This window comes from Pseudomonas fluorescens (assembly GCF_005938625.1).
GTDB classification, from domain to species: Bacteria; Pseudomonadota; Gammaproteobacteria; order Pseudomonadales; family Pseudomonadaceae; genus Aquipseudomonas; species Aquipseudomonas fluorescens_BD.
This window is the reverse complement of sequence record NZ_VCNJ01000018.1, coordinates 65221-91465: the sequence shown is the minus strand read 5'-3', so window position 1 is coordinate 91465 and position 26245 is coordinate 65221. Positions and strand designations below refer to the sequence as shown.

The following is a 26245-nucleotide window of genomic DNA, read 5'->3' as shown; positions in this document are numbered from 1 at the left end:
GGTAACCATTTCATTAGTTGAAATGCATTCCAATGTGGGAGCGAGCCTGCTCGCGAAGGCCGCGCCACCGATTCAAGATCTGATACTCAAAGCGATTTCCACAACGAATCAAAATCCTCCTCGCTCCCGCCATTGCGCGTAGCCTCCAGCGAGCGATAGGCAAACTGATTGAAACTGTGCGTACTCGCCAGCCGCCGATCCAGCCCGGCGCGGTGTTCTTCGCCGTGGGTGTTGATCAGCACTTTGCTGCCCTCCTGAAACGGCAAGCGCGGCGCCAGCAAGGTTGCCGGCACATCGATCGCGCTGATCTCCGGTAACAATAATCCGCGCAAATACTGACTGTGGTCGTCCCGCGAACGCACCAGTTGCAAGCCGCAGGGCTGCGCGTGCGGTGCCACCAGTTCAATGCCCATCTGCGTGCCGCCGCCGCGCACCTGTCGAATCCAGCGGATCACCGCAATGCTCCAGCCCAGGCCGACACTGTCCTGAATCCCGAGCATTTCTCCGGCCTGTAACTCGGCGGGCACTTCACTTGGCCACGCCAGACAGTAACCACCGGGGCTGTGATTGATCACCGGCAGGGCATGGGTCGGGTAATGCGGTGTGCTGTCGGTGGCGCCTTCATCCTCGAACAAATGGTCGTACTGAATTTCCTCGTAGGGTAAAAACTCATCGGCCTTGCTCTGCGGTGCTGCGTCGAAGGCCTGACTCCAACTGTCCTTTTCACCTTGGGCGACGGCATGGCTGAAATTCGCCGAGCTTGCACCTGGATGCTTGAGCAGTTCACTGAAACTGCGCTCGCCGCCGAGGTAGAAGTGCAGGGCGCTCATGCCGACGCACACGGTCAGATTGCCTTGGCCAACCGTGCGCTGAAAACTGCGTTCTGCAGTCTGACCCCAGGCTGCATGCAGGTGCTGCAAGGTATCGAAGCTCAGCCCGGCCGGGACGGGCAGCGGCGTCGACGTGTGCTGATGCAGCAAATGGGCTTCGATGGCATTCACCAGCGGCTGCGGATCGAAGCCAAGTAGTCCACGCTGTTGCTCGCTGCGAAACATGCTGCGATAGCGAGGACCCGCATCCAGTTCCGCGCTGATCGCCAACAGGCCAGCGTCCGGGCTTGCGGGATGCAGTTTGAGCGACGCACTCCACGGTTCCAGCACTTCAGACAAGCGTGCGATCTGATTCTGCCGCAACTGATTGCAACGGGCGCTGCCCAGCAAGAGTGCAGCAATGTAGGTCTGTTCCAGGCTCAACTCTGTTGTCAGGCTGGCCAGATCGTCGTGCACACGGCGGTGTTGCAGTTGTAATTCAGCGGCGCTGCGATACAGCTGATGCAGTTCGAACCACAGATGTTCCGGCGGCGAACTGTATAACTGCGTGGCGCGCAGCAGCTGCCCTTTGAGCGCATGAGCTGCCCGTTGCAGGGCCGTGCTGACCAATGCTGCGCGATCCTTGCTGTACTTCGGTGCAATGCGCAGCACGATCTGTTTGTAGCCGACGGCCAGATGGCTCTGCAGTGCCTGACAGAGATTGCTGATCTTGCGCGAACGCTCGTCGAGCATGATCGCCTGATGCAGGAAATGCCGCTCCAGATGCTGACAGACGAAATACACCTCGGGTCGCAACAGCTCCAGCAGGTTGAGGCGGTTGTCGCTGGGCGTGAGCAACAGGTTGAGTTCGCCCAAGGCTTGATAAAGCAGGCGGGCTGTTTCGCCGATGTTGGCTTTTGGCAGGTCGGCGATCCAGCGCTTGAGTTCACGCGGGGTGGCTTCGCAAAACGACAGGCGTATTTGCGTCGGAGTCGGGGCGCTCAGGGAGGCTTGGGGGCGAGATTCACTCATGCCGTGAATGGCTCCGGCGGCGAAATGGGCAATGCCCCAAACTCTAGCAGCTGTGGTCTGTTTCGTCGGATGGCGTCAGGCTTTTTGACCGCTGGTCTGCTGGCCGGATGCCAGTTCATGAGCCCTACTAGTCTCTCAGGCGTGCGATCGGAAACGCACGGTTGCACGGCCTGCCGTCAATCTCGGGCAGGTCTCCCGAAACTTCAAGGAGATGAGGTTCATGTCTAAATATGCAGTGGCAAATCAATGGGGTGGCAGTTCGGCGCCGTGGCATCCGGGTGGAACCTGGGTACTCGGCGGGCGGGACAACCAGAATGTCGTCGCTATCGAGATCAATTCGCGCGATGACGGCAAAACGTTCACCGGCACCATGACCTATGCCGGGGAAGGTCCCATTGGCTTCAAAGCGCAACGCACCGGTCAGAACCAGTACAACGTCGAAAATCAGTGGGGTGGCAATGATGCCCCATGGCATCCGGGCGGCAAGTGGGTGATTGGCGGCCGGGACAATCAGAACGTTGTTGCGTTGAGCGTCACGTCCAGTGACGGAGGGAAAAACCTCAGTGGCACCAATACCTATGTCAACGAAGGCCCGATCGGCTTCCGTGGGCAGATAGAGTAACGGCACCACCGAGTCGTATCCGCCCTTTCGCAGACGTGCGAACGGGCGGATCAGTGGCTCACAGCATTTCAGGCGTTTGGCAGTGCCAGGCCTTGGCCCATCTGTACTGGCGAACCGGCTGCCAGTTCTTCAGCCCACTTCACTTGATCCGGCCCGAACAGCACGATCGCGGTAGAACCCAGCTTGAAGCGCCCCAGTTCGGCACCTTTTTCCAGATGGATCGGGGCACGGGCGGCTTCGTCGTAGCGGAAGGTTTTCAGTTCGCGCTTCGGCGGGGTAACCAGACCGGCCCACACGGTTTCGATCGAAGCGACGATCATCGCGCCCACCAGTACAACGGCCATCGGCCCGCGCTCGGTGTCGAAGATGCACGCCACACGCTCGTTACGGGCGAACAACTCCGGAACGTTTTCGGCGGTGGTCTGGTTGACCGAGAAGATCCGGCCCGGGATGTAGACCATTTCGCGCAGGGTGCCGGCCAGCGGCATGTGCACGCGGTGGTAGTCCTTCGGCGACAGGTAGATGGTGGCAAAGTCGCCGCCCATGAACGGCGCCGCATTGGCCGCATCTCCGCCGAGCAGTTCCAGCACGCTGAAGCTGTGGCCCTTGGCCTGGAACACGCGACCGTGCTCGATCGGGCCGAGCTGGCTGACCGCTCCGTCGGCCGGGCTGAGGATCGCGCCCGGAGTCTCGTCCAGTGGCCGCGCGCCGTCTTTCAGGGCGCGGGTGAAGAAGGCGTTGAAGTGCTCGTAAGCGGTCAGGTCTTCGACCAGCGCTTGCGACATGTCCACCTGGTAACGCTTGGCGAACCACTGGGTGAAGGCATTCTTGAACCAGCGCACGCGGCACTCGGCAATGCAGCCGGCGAGGCGCGACAGCAGGTGATGAGGCAGCAGGTATTGGCTGAGGATAAACAGACGCTCTTTCATTAGTTGTCCTTAAAAACCTTAAATCTCGACAGGCGTGTCAGGGTGGTTGCCCCATTCGCCCCAGGAACCGGCGTAGCCCTTGACCCGCGGATAACCGAGGGACTTGGCCACCAGATAAGTGAAGCCCGACCGGTGATGGGTCTGGCAGTGGGTAATGATTTCTTTGTCCTTGGTGATCCCGAGGTCTTCGAGGATCTGCGGCATGTCCGTACGAATGCGCAGCTGACGCGCTTTGTCCATGCCGGCGGTCCACTCGAAGTTGACCGCGCCGGGGATGTGCCCGGCCTTGGCGGCCAGGACTTTCTCGCCGGAGTACTCCAGCGGCCCGCGCGCGTCCCAGATCGCCAGATCGGCAGCACAGAGACGGCTTTGCAGGTATTCACGGGTCGCGGTCGGCTCGTCGTGCAGGGTCAACGGCAGTGGGCCGCCGGCTGCCGGTGGAATCTGAATCGACATCGGCATGCCATCCGCCAGCCATGCCGGCAGACCACCGTCTATATAGTGGTACTTGTCGTGACCGATCACGTCGAGCAGCCAGATGAAGCGTCCGGCCCAACCGCCGCCCTCATCGTCGTAAACCACGTAGACCGCGTCCTTGCGATGGCCCAGCTCACCGAACAACGCTTCCAGATCGGCTTTGGCCGGCAGCAGCCCCGGCGCCGGCGGCTGGCCGAGCTGGGTGCGCTTGGGGTCGACAAAGCGCGCGCCGGGGAGATGTCCCTCGCTGTAGCGCGCGGCACTGGTCAGATCCACCAGAATCAGCTCTTCAGACTCAAGCCGAGGCAGCAGGTCGCTCGGTTCGATGACGAGCGGCAAGCCAGAGAAGTCAGACATGCGAGGTCTCCAGAGCACAAAGGGGGGAATTGTAGCGCAGCCTCATCGGCCGCGGCTGCTAAAGCTGTGCAGGGCTTTTTCGATGCACTGCGCGGTTTTGCCAAAGGCTTGCACGGTGATGTCGGCGAACGGCCCGCCGCCCTGATCGGCGACCACAATCATGATCACCCGGCCATTGTTGACCAGTGAACGGAGAAACAGGTGCTCACCGCGAAACAGTGTGCGCAGGCCCGGCGGCAGCAGGGCGGAGAACTGCGCGTTGTTCTCCGGGGTAATCCGCACCTGCGCCTGTTGCGCCAGCAGCCGTTGCAGCACGCTACTCTGACTGACGACAAAATTCAGCGCCGCCGCTTCTTTGGGCAGGCCAGCGGTTTGATTCACGCGCAGATTCGACTGCGTGCGATCGGCCATCAGGATCATCACCCGGCGCATGCCGCTGGCAACCAGTGCATCGCGAGCGGCGACGGTCAGGCTCATCGCATTGGTGAAGCGGCTCGGTTCGGCGAGCAGTTCGGCGCATTGGCGGCGCCACTGGCCAAGGTCTTCAGCGCTCGGCGCAGCTGCCGGCAACATACCCGCCGGCAAACGGTGCGTGCCCCATGGCCACAGTAGCGAAACCGCCGGGTGCCACAGATCGGGCATTGCATGCTGGCGTGCACTGTTGGCGGCTTGTTGGTGCAACTGTTGTTGCACCTCGTCCATCGAGATTTGCAGATAAAGGCTGGTCAGGTACTGCCAGCGTTCACTGTGCGGACTGTCCCAGGCCTGTTGCGCCGAGAGCGCCAGACCGTTGGCCAGCAGCACAGTGTTGGCCGGCTGGTTGAGCCAGCGGCGCAAGGTCGGATCGTCATCCAGGCGATTCTGCTGGCGCAGCGGATGTCCGCTGTCGCGGGCGATGCGCAGCACTTTCACCAGTTCACGCTGTTCGCTGAGCAGCAATTTATAGCCTTGCTGCACCCAGATCGGTAGATGCCAGACCGCCACCAGCGCTTCAGCGATCCGCAGCAGGCGCACGCCGAATAATTGCTTCTCAACCACGCGTGCCGATTCACCCTTGTGGATAACCCGCAGCTCCCACTCTTCGAGCAACTGTGGATAAGTGAGCGCCAGTGGCCACAGCGGCGACAGAAACAGCAGGCTGCCCCAATGAATGTCCTGCCACAGCCGCGCCAAGCGACTGGCGAAAAAACCGTTGGCCTGTTGCGTCGCGTGCTGGCTGATCATCTGTAACTGGCGCAGAGCCTTGGGGATCTGCATTTGCGGTTCGGCGGGCAGGCGCGCGAGCAATTCTTCGGTGCGGGCGAGGCCCAGACGATTGATCGCCACCTCAAGATTTTCTGCCGGCGTGGCCATGGTCCCGTGGGTGTGACGATTCGCCTCACGAATGATGCTCAAGGCCAGCGCCGGGCTGTCCTGCATCAGGTCGGCGATGTCGCGCAACGAGCTGCGATTGTCGCGAATCGCCCGACACACCTTGTCGTGAGCCTCTTGCGGGACGGGCAGGCGGACGCTGTCGAGCAACTTGACCCAGCCGTCGAGCGTGGTCGGTTTTGCGTGTGGGACGTTCGTTTCATTAGCCATGTCTGGACGGGATCTTCACTGACTGTAGACGCGCCCGGCATGGGCTAAATTGGCTTTTCGCCTGAACTGGCTATAGTCTGGCGCAGTTTTGCCGATAAGTAGAAGAAGAGATTTTTTAACTTCCGAATATGACCTTGAACCCGACTTAAGTAAGTACTTTCTACCTATGGCTAAAATTATCGGCATCATCGTCGTATTCGCGAGCGTGCTCGGCGGATACGTGCTCTCCCACGGCAAGATTGCCGCCCTGATCCAGCCTTTCGAGGTGATGATCATCGGTGGTGCTGCACTCGGTGCATTCCTGCAGGCCAACCCCGGCTACATGACCATGCACGTGCTCAAGAAATCCCTGAGCATGTTCAGTTCGCGCTTCAGCCACACTTTCTACCTGGAAGTGCTCGGGCTGATCTACGAGATTCTCAACAAGAGCCGCCGCGAAGGCATGATGGCCATCGAAGGCGACATCGAAGATGCTGCTGCGAGCCCGATTTTCGCCAAGTACCCGGCAGTGCTCAAAGACGAGCGCATGACCGCGTTCATCTGCGATTACTTGCGCATCATGTCGTCCGGCAACATGGCTCCGCATGAGCTGGAAGGCTTGTTCGACATGGAACTGTACAGCCTCAAAGAAGACCTTGAGCATCCGTCCCACGCGGTGAACGGCATCGCCGACGCCATGCCCGGTTTCGGTATCGTTGCGGCGGTACTCGGTATCGTGGTGACCATGGCCTCGCTGGGTGAAGGCGACCAGAAGTCCATCGGTCTGCACGTTGGTGCGGCACTTGTGGGTACCTTCTTCGGTATTCTCGCCGCGTACGGTTTCTTCGGTCCGCTGGCGCATTCCCTGGCTCACGATGCCAAGGAAGAGCTGAACGTCTACGAAGCCATCAAGGCCTCGCTGGTCGCTTCGGCTTCCGGCATGCCGCCATCGCTGGCGGTCGAGTTCGGTCGCAAGGTGCTGTACCCGGCCCACCGTCCAAGCTTTGCCGAGCTGGAACAAGCCGTTCGCGGTCGCTAAGAAATGGAAAATAATCAGCCGATTATCATCAAGCGCGTCAAGCGCATAGCCGGCGGGCATCACGGCGGGGCATGGAAAATCGCCTTCGCCGACTTCGCCACGGCGATGATGGCGTTCTTCCTGGTGTTGTGGCTGCTGTCCACGGCAACTCCGGAGCAGAAGATCGCCATCGCCGGTTACTTCAAAGACCCGGTCGGCTTTTCCGAAAGCGGCACGCCGTACATTATCGACCTGGGCGGCACGCCGACCCTGGCGCCGGAAAACACCCTTAACCCGGAAGTGAAGTCGCAACCGCAGCCCGACAAGGTCACGGTCGACACTGAGCAAGTTGAGGGCATGGCCGAGCAGGTCGAGAAGGAACGTCTGGAACTGCTCCTGCAAGAACTGCAGAACAAGGTCGACGAGAACCCGCAGCTGCAGAAATTCAAGGACCAGATCCTCTTCGAGATCACCCCGAACGGCTTGCGTATCCAGATCATGGATGCCGAGAACCGGCCGATGTTCGACTCGGGTTCTGCACGCCTGAAGCCGTACTTCGAAGACATCCTGCTGGCCATGGCCGACACCATCAAAGCGGTGCCGAACAAGATCAGCATCAGCGGTCACACTGACGCCAAGCCGTACACCGGCACCGGTGATTTCGGTAACTGGGAACTGTCGGCCAACCGGGCCAACGCTGCCCGTCGTGCCTTGGTCGCCGGTAGCTATCCGGACGCGCAAGTGGCGCGGGTCGTCGGTTATGCCTCGTCGGCGCTGTTCGACAAGGAAAACCCGTTCAACCCGGTCAACCGTCGCATCGACATTGTGGTGTTGACCAAAAAAGCCCAGGCGGCTATCGAAGGTTCGCAAGGTGCGGATCCGGCGAAACCGGTGGATCAAGGTCAGAACGGCGCCGCTCCGGCAGCGCCGGTTGACCCGAATGCACTGCCAGCGGATCAGCAACCGGTGCCTGCGCATGAACTGCGCGAACGCCTGAACCTGTTCGACGACGCACCGAAACCGGCTGAGCCGGGGAGCGCGGCGCCTGCCTCCGCTGCTCCGCCAGCCACTGCCCCGGCCCCCGCGCCGAAGCAGTGATCCACAAAAAGCCACGGTTACCGTGGCTTTTTTGTATCTGCCTGCGTCGCAATGACCAGTCGCAGTTTTCGCAATCACGGAAGATCAGTTAATGGAAAGACTCAAAGCCTATTTTCAACGGCATGGCAACGCACCCTTCAAATTTGGCGAGGGGCGGGTCAGTGGCTATATTTCCGCCACCTTGGGCCTGTTGAGCCTGCTGGCAGTGTTCTGCTTCCTGTTTCCCGAGTGGCTGACCACGGCCGAACTGCGCAAGGTCTATGACGAGCAGTTCGCGCGCACCACGCTGTTGCTCGGTCTAGTGCTGTCGTTCAGCCTCGGCACCCTGAATATCCTGCTCAACAAACGTAAACGCCTGGGAATTACCGGTCTGGTTGCATCGGGGTTGGCAGTGTTCCTCGGTGGCACCAATGTCCAGGTCAGTTCGATCGGACAGACTCCCTACTCGCTGGGCCTGGACTGGTTTGTGCTGGCGTTGCTGGTATCGGCCATCGTGTTCATTCCTCTGGAGAAGCTCTACTCCAAGGACCCCGAGCAAAACATCCTGCGCCCGCACTGGCGCACCGACCTGACCTACTTCTTCGTCAGCCACATGCTGGTGCAATTCATCCTGATCTTCATCACCGCCTCTTCGAGTTACATTGCCGGTTGGGCGATGTCGCCGAGCTTGCAGGCAAGTGTGCAGAGTCTGCCGCTGGTGGTGCAGTTTCTGCTGGCGATCCTGGTCGCCGATCTCGGCCAATACTGGCTGCACCGCCTCTACCATGTGGTGCCGTGGCTGTGGCGCATCCACGCAGTGCATCACTCCAGCACGCACATGGACTGGCTCGCGGGTTCGCGCGTGCACTTCATCGAAATCCTGCTGACCCGCACTGGCGTGCTGGTGCCTCTGATGTTGTTGGGCTTCGCGCCTCAGGCACTCAACGCCTACGTGATTCTGGTCGGCGTCCAGGCAGTACTGGCGCATGCCAACGTGCGGATCAATGGTGGCTGGCTGAACTACCTGATCGTGCTGCCGCGCTACCACCATTGGCACCACGCCCGGCACAAGGACTATATCTACAAAAACTACGCGATCCACACGCCGCTGGTGGACATGCTGTTCGGCACGTTCAAGCTACCGCCGAAGGAATGGCCTGTGCGTTATGGCGTGTTCGGCAAGGAGTTGCCGGGCGGGATTGTGCGTCAGCATCTGTATGCGTTTCAGAAACCTGAGCCGAAAGTGGTCGTGCCAAAACCGCCTGCCAGCGTTTGAGGCAAAAAAAAGCCGCGAGATGATCGCGGCTTTTTTGTGTCTGGCTACTCAGTAGCCGTTTTCCGGCAAACTGGCGATGATCGAGCGGTAGCTGTTCATCCGTTGCTGCTGGATGCGACCGTCTTCCAGCGCTTTGAGCAACGCACAGCCCGGTTCGCGATCATGCTTGCAGTCGCGGAAACGGCAAGTGCCGAGCAAGTCATCGAACTCGATAAAGCCGGCTTCGACATCGGCGCGGCTGACGTGGCCCAAACCGAATTCACGGATACCCGGGGAGTCGATCAGCTCGCCGCCGCCGGGGAAGTGGAACAACCGCGCGGTGGTCGTGGTGTGCGTGCCCTGGCCAGACAGCTCGGACAACGGCCCGACGCGGGTTTCAACCTCTGGCAGCAGACTGTTGACCAGCGACGACTTACCGACGCCGGACTGGCCGACGAAGACGCTGATGCGTCCGTCGAGCTGCTGTTGCAGTTGCTCCATGCCGTTGCCATGGTGCGCCGACACTTCCAGCACCGGATAACCCAGCGTGCGATAAACCGCCAGCAGGGCATTGAGCGCCGGAGCGTTCTGCTCGTCGATCAGGTCGAACTTGTTCAACAGCAGCAACGGGCGGATGCCAGCGTGTTCGGCGGCGACCAGATAACGGTCGATCAGGTTGGCATGCGGCTCGGGCAGGGGGGCAAAAACGATGACGATCATGTCAACGTTGGCGGCCACCGGTTTGAGCTGGCCACGGCTGTCCGGACGGCACAGTTCGGTGGTGCGCGGCAATTGCGCGACGATCACACCGATGCCCTGATTGCCGGCACGCCAGACGACGGTGTCGCCGGTCACCAGCGCCGGCAGGTTGGCGCGCAAGTGGCAGCGGAACACCTGGCCGGCCTGATCGCCGTCAACAGCTTCGACCTCGACCTGCACACCGAAGTGGGCGATCACCAGGCCGGTCTGTTCCGGGCCCAGGTCACCACCCTCGAGCGCTTCGACAGCCGAGGACTCGCGTTTGGCGGCGCGTGCGGCGCGTTCGCCTTGAATCTTTTCGATGCGCCAGTTTTGACGACGATTGAGTTGGCGTTTGGCCATGGGTGTTCCGTCTGAAGAATGCTGCGATTAGGTAAAACGGCCGCGAGTTTAGCACGCCCGGCCACCGGCCTAGGCTAAACTGCGCAGCATTGCTTAGGAGCCGAAATATGCCAAACCCGCAAAACCTGATCTGGATCGACCTGGAAATGACCGGTCTGGATCCGGAAAACGACGTCATCATCGAGATGGCCACCATCGTCACCGACAGCGATCTCAACACGCTGGCCGAAGGCCCGGTGATCGCCATCCACCACAGCGACGAAGTGCTCGCGCGCATGGACGAGTGGAACACCCGCACCCACGGCAACTCCGGCCTGACCCAGCGCGTGCGCGACAGCCGCATCAGCATGGCCGAAGCCGAAGCTGAAACCATCGCCTTCCTGGAAAAATGGGTGCCGAAAGGCAAATCGCCGATCTGTGGCAACAGCATCTGCCAGGACCGTCGTTTCCTTTATACGCACATGAAAGGGCTGGAAAGCTACTTCCATTACCGCAATCTCGACGTCTCCACGCTCAAGGAACTGGCTGCGCGCTGGGCGCCGGACGTGCGTGACAGCTTCAAGAAGGGCAGCACGCATCTGGCGCTGGACGACATCCGCGAATCGATCGCCGAGCTGCAGCATTACCGCAAGCACTTCATCAAGTTCTGATACTTGGCGATGGGGGCGGGTAAAGCAATTGCCCCCTTTTGGTGCCGCATCGAAATGGCTAGACTGCGCGCCTTCCTGCCTGGATCGCCACCATGTTGCTGATGCTCTATCTGATTGCCATCACCGCCGAAGCCATGACTGGCGCCCTGTCTGCCGGGCGGCGCGGCATGGACTGGTTTGGCGTGGTGCTGATCGCCTGCGTCACGGCGTTGGGTGGTGGCTCGGTACGCGATGTGCTGCTCGGGCATTATCCGTTGACCTGGGTTAAGCATCCGGAATACCTGGTGTTGACCTCGGTTGCGGCGATGTTCACGGTGTTCACCGCGCGCTGGATGCGTCACCTGCGCTCGCTGTTTCTGGTGCTCGATGCCGTCGGTCTGGTGGCGTTCACCCTGATTGGCTGCATGACCGCCCTGGAAATGGGTCACGGCATGTTGGTGGCGTCGGTCAGCGGTGTGATCACCGGAGTATTCGGCGGCATCCTGCGCGATATTTTCTGCAATGACATTCCGTTGATCTTTCGGCGCGAACTTTATGCGAGTGTCTCGTTCGCTGCGGCATGGTGCTACATGCTGTGTCTTTATCTGAATGTGCCGGGTGAACAAGCCATTCTGATCACTCTGTTCGGCGGGTTTTTGTTACGCCTGCTGGCCATCCGCTTTCATTGGGAAATGCCCAAGTTCGTTTATAACGACGAGCATTGATACTTGTTGCGAGAAGATAGTGATTCTGCGGATAAATTTGTAAGCCGCTAAAGATATTGCAAGTGTATGTTTCTTACATTTTTCGCTTTGCTGTTTATTTGAAAGGTCTATAAATTTTTTGTTGGCATGTTTTCGATGCCAATATTTAAATATAACTCTTCAAAGGAATACATCATGAGCGAAAGCATGGACGCTACTCCCGATCAGCAAACCATTGCGCCGATTCTTGCAGGTCTTGCCAGAATGAGCGTCAAGTTTGATGCCAACGAAGTTACTCGCAACAAGTCGCTGTTCGGTAATGGACGGATGCAGGTGAAAGTGCAAGTTCTGGTTTCCGGGGTGGATGTTGATGGCAACCCGATGCACGTACCGGAGCAGGTAATGGACAGCATCGAACTGATTCATTACAGCACTGGCAGGACGTTGCGCGACGGCTGGGTCGCGAGCACCGAACAAGGGCGATTTACCCTTGAGGCGCACATTCCATCCACCGTCGCAGAAGTTACCGAAGACGATGTGGACAATGACAGCGTCTATCCTCAGGTTCGCACGTTCTGGGTATCCTCATCGGGGCGCGGGTACGATCCAGATCGCTGCACGCTTGTCTCTGAACGGTGAGAGGATTCTCAGTAACGGAACCACGCTTTCCAGTATTCATGACAGCAGCGTAACGCTCGAAGCACAAACACCGGCGACCTATGCGGTTGAACAATTTCGCTGGTATCAGACCCGACGCGGCAATGAGCAGCCTGGCAATCGTATCTGGAACTATTATCTGGGGCTGTATCCGCAGGGGCAGCAGCTCAAACTGGTCGATTGGCTTGTAGAGGGAGTAGAAGCAGGCGTTGACCAGCCCTTTGTCGGCGGTAACAAACTTCACGAATCAAAAACCAATTACATGCTGGCCACTCTGGTTCGCCCCGAACGAAGAGAGCTGGACGTGTACTTGCCGTTTAACGGAGATTCCGTTGCGTTCGTCTTTCCTGATGCCATAGCAAGGCAAAGCAAACGTTATTCGGTGAAGGTCAATGATCGCGACGGAGAGCTGACCGTCGTGCAAGCCCTGTCCGAATACTCGGAAGTTGCACCACAATCCAGATACGACGATGTACTTCACTTGCGCGCCATTGACCAGCATGGCTCGGAACATAAGCTGGCGATTCGCCTGAACTTGTATGAGCGAAATTTATATCTGGAGCGAGGCTAAGTCAGACCTTCACTGATGCAATGTCGGTGGACGTAGTAGATATCTATGCTTTTTTGGATGGCGACTATCGATAAGCTGTGGTGTTCAATTATCAGGTAATCGCATCCACAGCGCTTTTACTTAGATCGAGTGTTGGCCCTTCAGTCATGCGGGGCCAACATAACCACAACTCAAGGATGAGTCGTCATGACTGGCAAATCGCCTAAGGTCAAACCTGTATCTGTTCCAACCAAAACACCCGACTTCAGCGTAGAGGGAACTCATCGTTCACCGTCCGCCTCTTCATTAACTCCGCCTCTGCCCAGACCTCATCGCGTGGAACCGTTGCACCCTTCCTTCGCGCCTGACTCGGTGGTAGTGACGCCAGCGATCAGGGTGAGCGCGAGTCCGATTTCTTCCGCGATTGATGAATTCGCGATGCATACCGCAAAGTCGTCACTGGCAGATTACTGGATACCCCTGCCCAAAAACCTCGGCGAGGCGGATGCGCGAGGCATCCGGGTTGTGAAGCAGCGTCAGTATGTTGCCGTAGCCGATGACCATATGGTGCAAGTGGTGCTGGATGTCGAGAGTGGCCTGTTTCGTGCCACGCTGGCCAGTGAACTCGACCCCTCCGGCCCGCTGCTTAAGCCGGACAGCGAAGGCCGGTTCTGGATCCCGCTGGACAAGAGTGATTTGCGTAATCGCTCTGTAAACCTCCATTCGATGCGCAGGCGAACGGCAGAACTGTTTTTTCGTATGGGGCATTCAGTGGACGATTTCCCCCAAGTCACGATTAACCGCATTCTTGCGGTCAGTGGTATGGGCGAAAAACTGGCGAGCGATTCCCCCATTTATTCTCGACCCCTCGCTTTGCTGAAAGACACACTCAGGCGCTTCAGCCTCGATCGCAAAGTCGGGTTATTCATCACACAAATGCAACACTCCGACCCGCTGGTGCGCGCTCAGGCCGATCCGCAACTGCAAGCTCTGCTGCCGAAACGCGAAGGCAATCTTGTCGAGCGTTGGGCGCAACGGGACCGTGCTTTGCTCTTTCAGAAACATGAGCGGGCGTTCGAACTCGACTGTGATGAAAACACCCGGCAGATGCGGCGGATTTTTCCTCACTTGCCCAAAACGACGGCGCAGGCATTGTGGCGCGACGCAAGTGCCGCGGAACGTCTGCATATGCACACCCGATTGGGAATGCCTCGGCAAATGGCAGAAGAAGCGCTGCTGGCGCTGCGCGATGTACGTCTTGCCAAGGCCTGCGAGGGCATATACCTGGATTCGGTATCCAGCCCGGACAGCGACCGACTGGCGTTGCAGATGATCGGGCGCCTGGCGGGGTGGCCGCGAAAGGTTCGTATCGAGATTTGTCAGGGCGTGGCGGACGGCGATGTTCTGGGCGCTATCGGCGATGCCCGGTCGCCGATTCGTCACGTCTTGATTCGTCAGGATGATGGCTATGTCATCCAAAGCAGCGACGCCCAATTACCTCAGGGAAACAAGGATCTCTATTCAACCCTCTGGTTTCTGTTGTTGCCCGGTCATCGTCAGTCGCTGGGCGTGACTGAGGGTGGTGGTGCGGCGCTGCAACAGTTGATCCGTACACAGCCGTTGCCGTCGCGGCAAACCGTGGGTGAATTGTTGGGGCTCGCGCCGCTGCCGGTAACCGTCGATCCAGCCACCGCGCCAATCAGGCAAGCGGGGCGATTGCGAGGTGGTGGCGACAGCCAGCCGGAAGCAAAAAAATCCGTCGAAGAGCGTGTACGTGACCTTTATCCACAGATTCCAGATGAAGAGGTGACAAAAGTTATCAACGAGCGCTTGAAGAGCGATCCCGCCGGCGTTTTGCTTCGCCTGGAAAAAGAGTTTGCGACGCTGCGTGATGAATTGGCGACTTGGACTGCCGAAGGGCCATTACCGCATGCGCAGGCGTCGGAACCAGAAGGCGCGCCGGCACCCGCCGAACGACGCCAGGCGCGCGAGCAGTTCAGCGCAAAGTTGCAAGATATCTGGCAGCGCAAGTCGGTTTCAAAGTGGGGGGAGGGCGAACATCATTTTTCTCACTATGTCGATTTTTCGGGTGAGTTACCAAGGCTGTCCAGCCGGTTCGAGTATGTAACAGAGTTGATATTGACCGCCTATGGACCAGGCGCACGGCTAGGCGCGTTTCTTGACAGTTTTCCCAATATTCAATCCTTGGGGATCGTGGGCATAAAAGTGGAGGAGTTCCCGTCAGGAATATTTCAAATGCGCCAGTTAAACGAGCTTACGCTGGACGGGTGCTCGCTAAAGCTATCCGAGGTCACAGTTGAAGGATTGTCCAGAATCGAAACGCTTACCCGGTTGAATCTGGCAAACAACCCTCTGACAGTTGCCCCGCATGTAGGCTATATGGCAGGTTTAACCGGATTGATGCTGAACAACGCAAATCTTTCCAGCGTTCCTTCAGGTATAGATAAGCTCAGGAAACTGGGCGTGGTGGCATTGCATGATAATAATATTCATGACGCTGGATATGAATTGTTCGAGATTCCAGATACACAGGATCTGTTCGTTGGTCTATTGAATAATCCGCTGAATGACGCATCAAGGCAACGGATTAGTCAATATCTTGAAAGCTCCAGCATGGATCGAAAGGTGGAAATCCAGACGGAGGATGTGGTTTCAGAATCTGACTCCGATAGTGAGTCCTCAGAGAGCGGGATTTCGACAGGTTCAGACAGTGACTGAATATTGGTAAAAGTAACGACTCCTTTGTTTGGCTAACATAGCCTGACAAGAAATAAACGGCTCGATGATTCCCCTTCTGATTATGTCCAGTTTAGGTTTGGAGGGGGGTTGTCACTGAGTGCTGGAACCAAAGGGGTAAAAAGAGCGTTGTTGCAGTCGGTATTATAAAGTTCACGATTTTTTAAAATATTAGTATTTATGTGAGTTGTTTAGGGTAATGTTGAAATATTACCCCCTCACAATTTGTCGAATGTCGCGGCTGTTTTTATTTAAATCGAACCTCAATACTTTGCTGAGTCCTTAAAGGGCGAAATCCATTAATCAGCACGGTATTGTTAAATGTTTGATGATCAAGTTGGTGTTTCCCGTATCGAGGTAAAACTCGACTCCACAAGGTCTGGCCAGCATAAAGTGCTTTATGCCAACGGGCGCATGCAAGTGCGTGTGTTGGTGCTTCTGCACGGGATCGATAACAATGGCGACGGCGCATCGCTGTATGGCCACCCCGCATTGCAATCACTGCGGTTGATTGCCTATAACGGAGCGCGGCCTCTAGAGGGTGACTGGAATGTATCGCTGCAGGAAAATCGTTACGCTCATGAAATGTCGGGTACTGCGCCGCGGATTACCGAAGTTCCACGTACTACCCACAATCGGATAAGCAACGAGTCTGATCCGGTGCAGATTTTCCAGTTTTGGGTTTCGGCAACCAGGCCCGGGATCATGGAAGTGGCCGCCGAAATAGTCATGGATGGGGTGTTGTTGCGAAGTAACGGAATTGGCTTTGACAGCAGTGTTACGCTGGAGGCAGTTCCGCCGAAAGAATATTCGCTGAAAAACTTCACGTTCAACGAATATGGTAACAAACAGCAGAAAGCGCAATATGACTGGCTTCAAAGTTTTCATATCGGGCTGTATGCGGAGGGCAGACAGATTCACCTGCTTGACTGGTACAGCAGCGAGGTGAAACTTGATCCTTATGATTCCGAAGATGCGGTGCAGGTCTATGCGTCCGGAAATATACCCGGCACTCAGGATGGGCGCAGGAATTTTTACGGCTACATGGCCCCCATCTACGGGTTGAAAGCAACGTTTCGCAGCCCCCTTGGCACTATGCTAGTGCCGATTAACGACGCGCCAGGACAGTTGACGGTTATTCAATATACTTCCGCGGACCTGCAAGTAGGGCGGGAGAGCGACGGTGAGTTCGAGTTTGCTGTGATTGATGAATTTGGTACGAAACACCGACTTTGTATCCAAGGTGATAAAGAACAACGCGCTTTTATTCTGAGTGATTCCAAGCGGCCAATGAAACAGCTCATCTGATTTTACGATGTGGTCAGCGGTTTTTAGCTGGCCAACTTGACCTGCCCCTATCTGCATCTGGAATAAAGGAGATTTTTTCTATGGAAAGTAATTCATCTTCCGCTGTTCATTCAAACGCTTTCAACTTCGGTGAGTTTGTTTCCGGAGGTGTTGATCCGCGCACGGGCATGTATACGTGCTCCTTTTCGTTGGGGAAGTTGCATTCGGCGGATCTCAATGGTCCTGAGCTTGCACTTTCAATGGGCTTCAATCCGCTCAATCAAGAGGATGCCGGTTTCGGTGTGGGCTGGTCTTTGACCATGACCAGTTACGACTTGCGCAGCAAAATCATGACCCTGTCCAACGGTGAACGCTACAAGGCTGTCGAGACGTCTACCGGTCTGAAGTTCAAGGAAATGAAACTGCAAACGGCAAAGGTGTCAGTCACTGGAACAGGGCGCTATGAGGTTCGATACAAGGATGGTCGGCGTGAACTGCTCAAAGTCCTGGCTGGCACTCAAGTCGCCGTAGCGGAAAAAATAATTGCGGCGAACGGTGTGAGCATCGCGTTGAAGCACGAGTTGTTCAACCAGTTTCCCAGGTTGAGCGAAGTTCGTGACGCCAAACGATGCCTGCTGAAAATTACACGCAATGCAGGTCAGGTCACATTGACCCGGCACCCCGATACCTCATCCAGTTCCGCCTACAAGTTGATTTTAAAGAACGCTCGGGTAACGGCGATCGAGCTTCCGGTCGGTAAAGGTTGGGAGCTGGAATATGAAGTTATCGAAGAGGCCAGCTATTTGCACCGCGTCGTCAATCCATTGCGCGGCGTGGAAATCATTCGCTACAAGCGCCAGGGTCATAGCTTCGTAAATGGCGTGGAACGGACACTGCCGTTTGTAATCGCTCACGATACCTACCCTGGGCGCGGCCAGCCCAGACTCTGCAAGAGCTATACGTATTCCGACCATAACTTCCTTGGGCAGGGCCTCCTCCCGGCCAAGGATAATGATCTGGATCCGCTCTATCTGGCGCCCGGCAACTATGTCTACACCTCGGACGAGCAGTTGTTACTGAGCGACAAAGTACATACGCGCATTAAACGCACCTACAACAAATTCCATCTGTTGGTGGCTGAGGTTACAACCTGTGGCGACGCCCGGATCGCGGCCGCCACCGAGTATCACTGTTCCGTCACCAAGCCTTTCAATGAGCAGTTGGCTCAGTTCCGCATGCCGAAAGTCCATACGGTGACTCACCTCGATCGACGCACCCAACAGCAGCGTGTGGAAACCACCGTCACCGAGTTCGATCACGAAGGCAACTTGCTCAAGCATGTTGAGCCAAGTGGGGTGACGACTTCGACGGAATTTTATCCGGTAAGTGGTGGCGATAATTGCCCGGAGGATCCGCTGGGTTTCTCCAGGTTTCCTAAAAAGAGGACGGTCACCGCTGCCGCGTCGGGTGGTGCTTCGACAGTCACGTACTATGACTATGCCTTGCATCCCGCGCTGGAAGGAGCGGAACTGGCCTGCGTGTTACCGGTTGGGGAACGTTTTTTCGAAGTCGTGGAAGGTGTTGAGGTCTTGCGTTCGAAATCCGAACGCAGTTATCTGAACTCGCCAAAAGATCCGCTCAAGCACGGGGCCACGAAACAGCAAAGTGTCATCCTGAATGACAAAAAAACCGCTCTCGAATTTTCCTATGAGCTTGAGGGCGACAGGTTGCGGGTCAAGTCCAGCACACGCGGGTTTGACGATGCGCTGCAGACCACTGAGAAAGTGCTTTCGACGCTGACCGGATTGCTGGTGTCAGAGGTCGGTGTCGATGGCGAGCACATCGAACATGAATACGACGCCATCGGCCGGGCAGTGCGCAAAACGGTTGCTGGCGGGAGTCCTTATGCGGCCGCTACCCAGTGGGCCTATCTGGCCGCCAGTAAACAGCAGCCGGCCACAATGGTGATCACGGATCCCGTCGGCGGTGAGCAACGAGTGAACTATGACGGCCTGGAGCGGGTGATCACTGTTCAGGAAAAGGACTGCGACCACCCCGACAAAGACGGGCTGATGCAGGCTCGCACGATTTATTCTGCCCTGCATGATTCGGTCGGTCACACGGTGAAAGTGACGCTGACCGATTGGCGTGATGGCAAGCCTTATCCGGTCAGTAGCCACTATGAATTCGATTCCTGGGGGCAGGTCAGCAAGACGCTGCATGCTGACGGGCGTATCGAACACAGCGAGGCGAATCCGGTTCTTCGCCAGCAAACCAATTGGCTCCAGGGGATGGGCAAGACACTCACCCTCGTCAATGAGTTCGGTAAACCGCTCAGCGTCGAGCGCTTCAATCTGAAGAACAAGAGTCTGGGCAAAACCGTTTACACCTATGACGGGTTCGGGCGCACAACCAGCGAGATAGATCCTGTCGGCAATATCACTCGATATGAGTACGACGTTTTCGACCGGATAATCCGCACTGTCCTGCCTGACACCAGTGCAGTCGTGACCGACTACGCCGAGCATAGCGATGAAGGGCTGCCGATCGGCATCAAGGTCGGTGACAAAGTATTAGGGCAGCAAACGTATGACGGTTTGAGTCGTTTGACACAAAGTACCGTGGGCGGGCGCAAGTCTGAGGCGGGTTATGAAGCGGGCTTCACTCAGCCTCAGTGGTACAAGAGTGCTGATGGCAAAAAAACCGAATTCACTTATTTGCGTGCTATGGGCGGTTTGCTGGCGGAGCGCAAGTCAGGGGCACTGGTCACTACCCTGACTTATGACCCCGTCAGTGGCAATCCCTCGGCCTGTACCGAAAACGGCAGGGAACGCAGCTTTAGTTATTACCCTTCCGGGCGCATCAAATCCGAAACGACGACCTTCGGCGCGATCACCAAAGCAACGTCCAGTACCTGGTCCTTGCAAGGGCGACCGATCACCCATGTCGATGTACTCGGCGCCGAAAGCACATCCGAATACGATAAGCACGGCCGGCTGCTATCCACCTCGCAGGGCTCGCTGAAAACCGAATTCCACTACGACATCCAGACAGGGATGCTGGGCTGGACGAAAACCGAAGAAACGTCGATCAAGCGGCAGATGATCACCCGGTTTGCCTATGACGATATCGGTCGTGAAACCCGCCGCACATTCGAGATTCAAGGCCAGCCTGATCAGACCCTGGAATCGACTTACACGCTTGCCGGCAAACTGGCGCAGAAAGTCTCCAGGCGCGGCACGCAATTATTGCGCGATGAGCAATTCACCTACGATGTACGCGGGCGTCTGATCCAGTACGACTGTGCCGGCACGCAAAAGCCCCGCGATCCGTATGGCAAGGAAATTGTCCAGCAGATGTTCACCTTCGATGCGCTGGACAACATTCTTACCGTGCAGACGAAGTTCCCGCTGGGTGTGAATCTGAGCACCTTCAGTTATGGCAATCCTGATCCTGTACAGCTCAGCGCAGTCAAACATTCCCATGTCGACTATCCACCGGCAGTGACGCTGGAATACGACGCCAACGGCAGGATGATCAAGGATGATCAGGCGCGAACCCTGGCCTATGACGCATTCGGACGTCTCGAGCAATTGTCCGGCGCAGGGGGATCAGTCATTCGCGGCTACCATTACGACGGTTTCGACGATCTGGTTGAACTGTCGCAACCCGGGAAGGTAACTGCGCAGCGTTACTACTACGCAGGCCGGGTCGCCAATGAGGTGAGTGGTGAAAATTCATCCAGCGTTGTACGTCACGGTGGAGCGCTGGTGGGGCAGCAGCAACTCGGTTTGAACGCCGGCGCTCAGCTGTTTGGTACCGATCAGCAGCAAAGCGTGCTGGCAACGCTGGGCAAGGAGCAGCTCACCGATTGCGCCTACAGCCCTTACGGGCATCGTCCTGCTGAAGGTGGTTTGTTCAGCCTGGCGGGGTTTAACGGCGAGCAACTGGATCCGGTGACCGGGCTGTATTTGCTGGGGAACGGTTACAGGGCCTATAGCCCGACACTGATGCGTTTTCTCGCCCCCGACAGCATGAGCCCGTTCGGCGCGGGCGGCTTGAACGCTTACAGTTATTGCCTGGGCGATCCCGTCAATCGTGTTGACCCTACCGGGCATATCTCCTGGCAATCGATCCTGGGCATCGGGCTCGGTATTCTCGGGGTTGTTGCCAGCGTGCTGACAATGGGCGCGGCGACGCCATGGGCAGCGGCAGCATTGGGGCTGGCGGTGGCTTCAGGTCTGGCAGGTATTGCCAGCGAGGTGGTCAATGAGCTGGCACCGGGTTCTCAAGCAGGCGAGATATTGGGCTGGATCAGTGTCGGTCTTGGGCTGGCATCGCTCGGTGCAGGTTTGGCGGCGGGTGCAAAAGCTGCCGTGAATGCCGGCAGGAAGATGGCTTCAGCCTTTAGCCAAGGGCTCAGTGGCAAGGGGGCAGGCAAAGCGGGGCAATATTTGAAGAAGGGTGGAAAAGGCGCCAAGGCTGCGGCCAAAAAAGCCAATGCGCCCGTGGAGACAGTGCCGGACGAACCTTGGCAATTGCATAGGGCCAAAAAAGACAATTTCGTGGCTGAAATTAATGAGGAGAGGGCTAACGGTTTCTACAAGCTCGTGGAAAGCAATAAGTCCGCCCGCCAGGCGGCCGCGGAGTCCGAGATGCTGTACGAGGAGTTCGGCCCCGTCGGCGCTGGAAGAAAAGTAACGCATGTTTTTTTTGCGAAGACCAAAGGACGTGGGGAGCGTATTTACCTTCTAGAGGACAGTAAGCAGAGAGTTTGCAAAGTCCTACAGGCGGGCGGCCATTTGTCCGACGGGCAGACCAACACAATGATGAAAACGGCTAAAAGCATTGATACAACGCGCATATGAGCAGAATGAGTACTTTGCCTGCTCTTTATGGGTTCGAAGGTCTGGAGTGCTGTTCGAGCGCCCATTCCACATGTTCTCTGACCAAGTCTGACGGATAATCCCGTCGCGCCTTCAACGCTTCCAGCACCGCAATCGTTGAAGGCGCATTGCCCAGCCCCACCGCCAGATTCCGCAACCAGCGCTCATAGCCCGCCCGCCGCAACGGCGAACCTTCAGTGCTGCTCAAGAACTTCTCTTCGTCCCACAAAAACAGCTCGGCCAGCTCGGCGTTGTCGAGGTTGTGCCGTGGCTTGAAATCGCTTTCCCCGGAGGGCTTGGCGAAGCGGTTCCACGGGCAGACGATCTGGCAGTCATCGCAGCCGAACACGCGATTGCCGATCAGCGGCCGCAGATCCTCGGGGATTGCGGTCTTCAGTTCGATGGTCAGATAGGAAATGCAGCGTCGCGCGTCCAGCACATAGGGGCCGACGAAGGCGTTGGTCGGGCAGATATCGAGACACGCAGTGCAACGGCCGCAGTGCTCGGTGCTGTGTGGCTCATCCACCGGCAACGGCAGATCGACGAACAGTTCGCTCAAGAAGAAGTAACTACCGGCCTTGCGGTTCAGCACCAGGGTGTTTTTGCCGATCCAGCCCAGTCCGGCCTGTTCGGCGATGGCCTTTTCCAGCACCGGGGCACTGTCGACAAAGGCGCGGAAACCGAACGGACCGATCTCGGACTGAATCTTGTCCGCCAATTGTTGAACGCGTTTACGGATCAATTTGTGGTAATCGCGGCCCAAGGCATAACGCGACACGTAGGCTTTTTCCGGTTGCGCCAGCATTTGCGCCATTTGCGTGTCGCCGGGCAGGTAGTCCATGCGCAGCGAGACCACACGCAAAGTGCCCGGCACCAGCTCTTCCGGGTGCGAGCGTTTGCTGCCGTGGGCGCCCATGTAGTCCATTTCGCCGTGGTAGCCGGCCGCGAGCCAGCGCTCCAGATGCTGTTCATGCTCGGCGAGATCCAGGCCGCTGATGCCGACTTGCTGAAAGCCCAGCTCGCGGCCCCAATCCTTGATCGATTGGGCGAGGGCGGGCAGGTCTGTGGTGATGGCGGACATGAGGCGAGAGAAACCGGAGCTGAGGTGCGTATAATTCTGCCAGACATCGGAGCCCGAAGACGCATGCCGCACACGAAAGATAAATTACCCGACGCGCTGTATGGCGCCGCACAGGTGCGCGAACTCGATGCACGGCTGATTGCCGCCGGTACGCCGGGCTTCGAATTGATGCAGCGCGCCGCGCATGCGACGTGGCGCGCGCTGGTTCGGCAGTGGCCGTCGGCGACTGAGCTGACGGTGCTGGCCGGGCATGGCAACAATGCTGGCGACGGTTATCTGGTCGCGGCCATGGCACAGCGAGCCGGGTGGCCGGTGCGTGTGTTGGCGGTCGGCGATCCACAGCGATTGCAGGGCGATGCGGCGTTGGCCCATGCCGAAGCGCTGGCGGAAGGTGTTTTGGTGCAAGGCTGGCAGTCTCACAGCGAACTTCGTGGCGTCATCCTTGATGCGCTGCTTGGCACTGGCCTGAACGGCGAAGTGCGCGAGCCTTATCTCTCGGCGATCAAAGCAATCAACGCCAGCGGCTTGCCGGTGACCGCCGTCGATATTCCTTCTGGATTGTGCGCCGACACCGGACACGTGCTGGGCGCCGCCGTGCAGGCCGATCTGACGGTGACCTTCATCGGGCTGAAACTCGGCTTGTTCACCGGGGACGCGGCGGATCATATTGGCGAATTGCTGTTTAACGATTTGCAGGCCAGCGCCGACATCTATCGTGACATTCCGATCATCGCCCGACGGCTCAACCCGGCTAATCTTCCGAAACTGGCGGCGCGCGCCCTGACGTCGCACAAGGGCCGTTTCGGCCATGTGCTGCTGATCGGTGGCGATCACGGTTTTGGCGGCGCGATCCTGCTCAGCACCGAAACGGCATTGCGCAGTGGCGCGGGCATGGTGTCGCTGGCGACTCGCCCTGAACATGTCCCGGCAGCGTTGATGCGAGTGCCGGAGGCCATGGTGCTCGGCACTTCCTCGACCAATCAGTTGATGGGCTTGCTGGAGAAAGTCTCGACGCTGGTCGTCGGTCCTGGCCTAGGACAGGCCAGTTGGGGCCGCGCACTGTTGTCGGCGGCCGCCAACGCGGCATTGCCGCAAGTGTGGGATGCCGACGCGCTGAACCTGCTGGCCAGCGGTTTCGTTGAGTTGCCCAAGGATTGCGTGATCACCCCGCATCCGGGCGAGGCGGCGCGTTTGCTCGGAATCAGCACAGTGCAGGTGCAGGCGGATCGTCCGGCCGCGGCGCTGGCGTTGAGCAAAAAATATACGGCAGTGGTTGTGTTGAAAGGCGCTGGCAGTCTGATCGCACATCCCGATGGACGTCTGGCGTTGTGTCACCAAGGTCATCCGGCCATGGCCACCGCCGGGCTGGGTGATGTGCTGGCGGGCTTGACCGGTGCGCTGCTGGCGCAAGGCATGGACGGCTTCGATGCCGCCTGCCTGGCCGTCTGGCTGCACGCCAATGCAGGTAGGCAACAAGGAAAATTCGGCCGTGGGCTGGCGGCCAGTGATCTGATTCCAGCCATTCGTCAGTTGTTGGAGGAGCAAGCACCGTGTCTGAAGTAACCCTGTACCTGGCCGATGAACAGGCCATGAGCGACTTTGGCGCACGGATTGCCCGCGTGACTCAAGGCCACGGGCTGATTTTTCTCGAAGGCAACCTGGGCATGGGCAAAACCACCCTGTCGCGGGGCATCATTCGCGGGCTGGGCCATGTCGGCGCGGTAAAAAGTCCGACCTTTACATTGGTCGAACCCTACGAGATCGGTGACATCCGCGCCTTCCACTTTGACCTGTATCGCCTGGTCGATCCGGAAGAGCTGGAGTTTCTCGGCATCCGCGACTACTTCGAAGACGACGCGATGTGCCTGATCGAATGGCCCGATAAAGGTGCAGGCTTTTTGCCAAAGCCTGACCTGACCATTACCATTAGCCCGCAAGACAGCGGGCGTTCGCTGAAAATTTTATCCCAGGGCTCGCGTGGCGATACCTGGTGTGCCGCTTTGGCATTGGAATCCAATTAAATGATGGGGTTAGGTATGCGCTTTCGCGCGTTGGTGGCTGCCGCTGGACTGTTGTTGATGGCAGTAACCGTCAACGCTGTGGCCGATTCAAAGGTCAACAGCGTGCGCCTGTGGCGGGCGCCGGACAACACGCGACTGGTCTTCGACCTGAGCGGCCCGGTGCAGCACAGCGTCTTCACCCTGACCTCACCGGACCGGCTGGTGATCGACATCAACGGCGCCACCCTCGGTGCGCCGCTGAATGTGCAGACTGCGAACACGCCAATCACCGCAATGCGTTCGGCCCAGCGTACGCCGACCGATCTGCGCGTGGTCATCGATCTGAAGAAAGCCGTCACCCCGAAAAGCTTCTCGCTGGCGCCGAACGCGCAGTATGGCAACCGTCTGGTGGTCGATCTGTTCGACAACCCGGCCGATGCCGCACCGCCGCCTGCGCCAACCCCGCAGGTGGCGACCGTGCCAGCGGTGCCGGTAACCCCGACCGAACCTGCAATCAAGTTGCCGCCAGCCCCGGCCGGCAAGCGCGACATTATTGTCGTGATCGACGCCGGTCACGGTGGCGAAGACCCGGGTGCGTCCGGCTCGCGCGGCCAGCGTGAAAAAGACGTGGTATTGCAGATCGCCCGCGAGTTGCAGCGTCAGGTCAACGGCATGAAAGGCTTCCGCGCCGAACTGACCCGTACCGGCGACTACTTCATCCCGTTGCGCGGCCGTACCGAAATCGCCCGCAAGAAGGGCGCCGATCTGTTCGTGTCGATTCATGCTGACGCCGCGCCGTCTGCGGCCGCCTTCGGCGCTTCGGTGTTTGCCCTGTCTGATCGCGGCGCTACTTCCGAGACCGCGCGTTGGCTGGCCGACAGCGAAAACCGTTCCGACTTGATCGGTGGTGCCGGCAACGTCAGCCTCGACGACAAGGACCGCATGCTCGCGGGCGTACTGCTCGACCTGTCGATGACCGCCTCGCTGACTTCCAGCCTCAACGTCGGCCAGAAAGTGCTGACCAACATTGGTCGCGTCACGCCGCTGCACAAACAGCGTGTGGAACAGGCCGGGTTCATGGTGTTGAAGTCGCCGGACATTCCGTCGATCCTGGTCGAAACAGGGTTTATCTCCAACGCCAACGAAGCGAACAAGCTCTCGGCATCGAGCCACCAGCAAGCGCTGGCCCGTTCGATCAGCAGCGGCGTGCGCCAGTTCTTCCAGCAGAACCCGCCACCGGGCACCTACATCGCCTGGCTGCGTGATTCCGGCAAAATCGCCCAGGGCCCGCGTGATCACCGCGTCGGCCCGGGTGAAACGCTGGCAATGATCGGCGTGCGCTATCAGGTGTCGCCTGCCACGTTGCGCGCGGCCAACAACCTGAAAAGTGATGAGCTGAAAGTCGGTCAGCACTTGACCATTCCGGGCACCGAACTGGCGTCCAAAGAATGAACGAA

20 protein-coding genes are annotated in these 26245 nt (G+C 58.1%); 14 read left to right on the top strand and 6 right to left on the bottom strand.

What is annotated here, in order from left to right:
- Positions 1-86: 86 nt before the first annotated feature.
- Complete coding sequence (locus tag FGA82_RS12910; RefSeq protein ID WP_141127349.1) at positions 87-1841, bottom strand: molecular chaperone; 1755 nt, start codon at positions 1839-1841, stop codon at positions 87-89.
- A gap of 220 nt (positions 1842-2061) precedes the next feature.
- On the opposite strand from FGA82_RS12910, the gene FGA82_RS12905 reads away from it, so the two are divergent.
- A complete protein-coding gene (locus tag FGA82_RS12905; RefSeq protein WP_141127347.1) occupies positions 2062-2463 on the top strand; it encodes a lectin OAA family protein in 402 nt (133 codons plus the stop codon).
- A 68-nt stretch (positions 2464-2531) separates the two neighbouring features.
- Here FGA82_RS12905 and asd read toward each other — a convergent pair whose 3' ends face one another.
- Genes asd through FGA82_RS12890 form a run of 3 tightly spaced genes read right to left on the bottom strand, consistent with a single transcriptional unit; the run spans position 2532 to position 5807 of the window.
- Positions 2532-3392, bottom strand: a complete 861-nt coding sequence (asd, locus tag FGA82_RS12900; protein WP_141127346.1) for an archaetidylserine decarboxylase — start codon at positions 3390-3392, stop codon at positions 2532-2534.
- A gap of 18 nt (positions 3393-3410) precedes the next feature.
- Positions 3411-4226: a thiosulfate sulfurtransferase gene (rhdA, locus tag FGA82_RS12895; protein WP_141127345.1), complete on the bottom strand. Its 816-nt coding sequence runs from the start codon at positions 4224-4226 to the stop codon at positions 3411-3413.
- 42 nt (positions 4227-4268) lie between these two features.
- A complete protein-coding gene (locus FGA82_RS12890) occupies positions 4269-5807 on the bottom strand; it encodes an HDOD domain-containing protein (RefSeq protein ID WP_141127344.1) in 1539 nt (512 codons plus the stop codon).
- Positions 5808-5973: 166 nt separating this feature from the next.
- On the opposite strand from FGA82_RS12890, the gene motA reads away from it, so the two are divergent.
- The 3 genes from motA (at position 5974) to FGA82_RS12875 (ending at position 9157) form a co-directional block, all read left to right on the top strand.
- Complete coding sequence (gene motA, locus FGA82_RS12885) at positions 5974-6825, top strand: flagellar motor stator protein MotA (RefSeq protein WP_007952169.1); 852 nt, start codon at positions 5974-5976, stop codon at positions 6823-6825.
- 3 nt (positions 6826-6828) lie between these two features.
- Positions 6829-7902, top strand: coding sequence for a flagellar motor protein MotB (motB, locus tag FGA82_RS12880; protein WP_141127343.1), 1074 nt, complete (start codon positions 6829-6831; stop codon positions 7900-7902).
- Between the two features lie 91 nt (positions 7903-7993).
- Entirely contained in the window at positions 7994-9157 is a 1164-nt protein-coding gene (locus FGA82_RS12875) for a sterol desaturase family protein (protein ID WP_141127342.1), read from the top strand.
- A gap of 48 nt (positions 9158-9205) precedes the next feature.
- Here FGA82_RS12875 and rsgA read toward each other — a convergent pair whose 3' ends face one another.
- Positions 9206-10237 carry a small ribosomal subunit biogenesis GTPase RsgA gene (gene rsgA, locus FGA82_RS12870; RefSeq protein ID WP_038360332.1) on the bottom strand — a complete coding sequence of 344 codons (1032 nt, stop codon included), beginning with the start codon at positions 10235-10237 and terminating at the stop codon, positions 9206-9208.
- A 107-nt stretch (positions 10238-10344) separates the two neighbouring features.
- Here rsgA and orn point away from each other — a divergent pair, with 107 nt between their 5' ends.
- The 7 genes from orn to FGA82_RS12835 all read left to right on the top strand — a co-directional run bounded on the left by orn (position 10345) and on the right by FGA82_RS12835 (position 21689).
- Positions 10345-10887, top strand: coding sequence for an oligoribonuclease (orn, locus tag FGA82_RS12865; RefSeq protein WP_016985703.1), 543 nt, complete (start codon positions 10345-10347; stop codon positions 10885-10887).
- Between the two features lie 92 nt (positions 10888-10979).
- Complete coding sequence (locus tag FGA82_RS12860) at positions 10980-11591, top strand: trimeric intracellular cation channel family protein (RefSeq protein ID WP_137217697.1); 612 nt, start codon at positions 10980-10982, stop codon at positions 11589-11591.
- A 174-nt stretch (positions 11592-11765) separates the two neighbouring features.
- Complete coding sequence (locus tag FGA82_RS12855) at positions 11766-12209, top strand: hypothetical protein (RefSeq protein ID WP_141127341.1); 444 nt, start codon at positions 11766-11768, stop codon at positions 12207-12209.
- The gene (locus tag FGA82_RS12850; RefSeq protein ID WP_141127340.1) at positions 12193-12798 is read left to right on the top strand and encodes a hypothetical protein; all 606 of its coding nucleotides are present in this window, start codon (positions 12193-12195) and stop codon (positions 12796-12798) included. Before FGA82_RS12855 ends, FGA82_RS12850 begins: the two co-directional genes overlap by 17 nt.
- Positions 12799-12984: 186 nt before the next feature.
- On the top strand, positions 12985-15516 hold the full coding sequence (locus FGA82_RS12845) for a DUF6543 domain-containing protein (protein WP_141127339.1): 2532 nt from the start codon (positions 12985-12987) through the stop codon (positions 15514-15516).
- Positions 15517-15855: 339 nt separating this feature from the next.
- A complete protein-coding gene (locus FGA82_RS12840; RefSeq protein WP_141127337.1) occupies positions 15856-16842 on the top strand; it encodes a hypothetical protein in 987 nt (328 codons plus the stop codon).
- A gap of 80 nt (positions 16843-16922) precedes the next feature.
- Positions 16923-21689, top strand: a complete 4767-nt coding sequence (locus tag FGA82_RS12835; protein WP_141127336.1) for an RHS repeat domain-containing protein — start codon at positions 16923-16925, stop codon at positions 21687-21689.
- A 25-nt stretch (positions 21690-21714) separates the two neighbouring features.
- On the opposite strand, the gene queG is transcribed toward FGA82_RS12835, so the two are convergent.
- The gene (gene queG / locus FGA82_RS12830) at positions 21715-22788 is read right to left on the bottom strand and encodes a tRNA epoxyqueuosine(34) reductase QueG (RefSeq protein WP_141127335.1); all 1074 of its coding nucleotides are present in this window, start codon (positions 22786-22788) and stop codon (positions 21715-21717) included.
- A gap of 63 nt (positions 22789-22851) precedes the next feature.
- Between queG and FGA82_RS12825 the strand changes: the two genes are divergently transcribed.
- From FGA82_RS12825 to FGA82_RS12815, 3 genes are read left to right on the top strand one after another with little or no spacing between them, the layout of a single operon-like run.
- Positions 22852-24351, top strand: a complete 1500-nt coding sequence (locus FGA82_RS12825) for an NAD(P)H-hydrate dehydratase (protein WP_141127334.1) — start codon at positions 22852-22854, stop codon at positions 24349-24351.
- Complete coding sequence (tsaE, locus tag FGA82_RS12820; RefSeq protein ID WP_141127333.1) at positions 24339-24809, top strand: tRNA (adenosine(37)-N6)-threonylcarbamoyltransferase complex ATPase subunit type 1 TsaE; 471 nt, start codon at positions 24339-24341, stop codon at positions 24807-24809. Before FGA82_RS12825 ends, tsaE begins: the two co-directional genes overlap by 13 nt.
- A gap of 57 nt (positions 24810-24866) precedes the next feature.
- The gene (locus tag FGA82_RS12815; RefSeq protein ID WP_401044867.1) at positions 24867-26240 is read left to right on the top strand and encodes an N-acetylmuramoyl-L-alanine amidase; all 1374 of its coding nucleotides are present in this window, start codon (positions 24867-24869) and stop codon (positions 26238-26240) included.
- Positions 26241-26245: the final 5 nt, after the last annotated feature.

Excerpts from the sequence above, each read along its gene's own strand:
- FGA82_RS12905 (WP_141127347.1), top strand. The coding sequence starts at position 2,062 with ATGTCTAAATATGCAGTGGCAAATCAATGGGGTGGCAGTTCGGCGCCG.
- rsgA (WP_038360332.1), bottom strand. The coding sequence starts at position 10,237 with ATGGCCAAACGCCAACTCAATCGTCGTCAAAACTGGCGCATCGAAAAG.
- rhdA (WP_141127345.1), bottom strand. The coding sequence starts at position 4,226 with ATGTCTGACTTCTCTGGCTTGCCGCTCGTCATCGAACCGAGCGACCTG.
- FGA82_RS12910 (WP_141127349.1), bottom strand. The coding sequence starts at position 1,841 with ATGAGTGAATCTCGCCCCCAAGCCTCCCTGAGCGCCCCGACTCCGACG.
- FGA82_RS12840 (WP_141127337.1), top strand. The coding sequence starts at position 15,856 with ATGTTTGATGATCAAGTTGGTGTTTCCCGTATCGAGGTAAAACTCGAC.
- orn (WP_016985703.1), top strand. The coding sequence starts at position 10,345 with ATGCCAAACCCGCAAAACCTGATCTGGATCGACCTGGAAATGACCGGT.
- asd (WP_141127346.1), bottom strand. The coding sequence starts at position 3,392 with ATGAAAGAGCGTCTGTTTATCCTCAGCCAATACCTGCTGCCTCATCAC.
- FGA82_RS12855 (WP_141127341.1), top strand. The coding sequence starts at position 11,766 with ATGAGCGAAAGCATGGACGCTACTCCCGATCAGCAAACCATTGCGCCG.
- FGA82_RS12860 (WP_137217697.1), top strand. The coding sequence starts at position 10,980 with ATGTTGCTGATGCTCTATCTGATTGCCATCACCGCCGAAGCCATGACT.
- motB (WP_141127343.1), top strand. The coding sequence starts at position 6,829 with ATGGAAAATAATCAGCCGATTATCATCAAGCGCGTCAAGCGCATAGCC.
- motA (WP_007952169.1), top strand. The coding sequence starts at position 5,974 with ATGGCTAAAATTATCGGCATCATCGTCGTATTCGCGAGCGTGCTCGGC.
- FGA82_RS12825 (WP_141127334.1), top strand. The coding sequence starts at position 22,852 with ATGCCGCACACGAAAGATAAATTACCCGACGCGCTGTATGGCGCCGCA.
- FGA82_RS12875 (WP_141127342.1), top strand. The coding sequence starts at position 7,994 with ATGGAAAGACTCAAAGCCTATTTTCAACGGCATGGCAACGCACCCTTC.
- queG (WP_141127335.1), bottom strand. The coding sequence starts at position 22,788 with ATGTCCGCCATCACCACAGACCTGCCCGCCCTCGCCCAATCGATCAAG.
- FGA82_RS12890 (WP_141127344.1), bottom strand. The coding sequence starts at position 5,807 with ATGGCTAATGAAACGAACGTCCCACACGCAAAACCGACCACGCTCGAC.
- FGA82_RS12835 (WP_141127336.1), top strand. The coding sequence starts at position 16,923 with ATGGAAAGTAATTCATCTTCCGCTGTTCATTCAAACGCTTTCAACTTC.
- FGA82_RS12845 (WP_141127339.1), top strand. The coding sequence starts at position 12,985 with ATGACTGGCAAATCGCCTAAGGTCAAACCTGTATCTGTTCCAACCAAA.
- FGA82_RS12815 (WP_401044867.1), top strand. The coding sequence starts at position 24,867 with ATGGCAGTAACCGTCAACGCTGTGGCCGATTCAAAGGTCAACAGCGTG.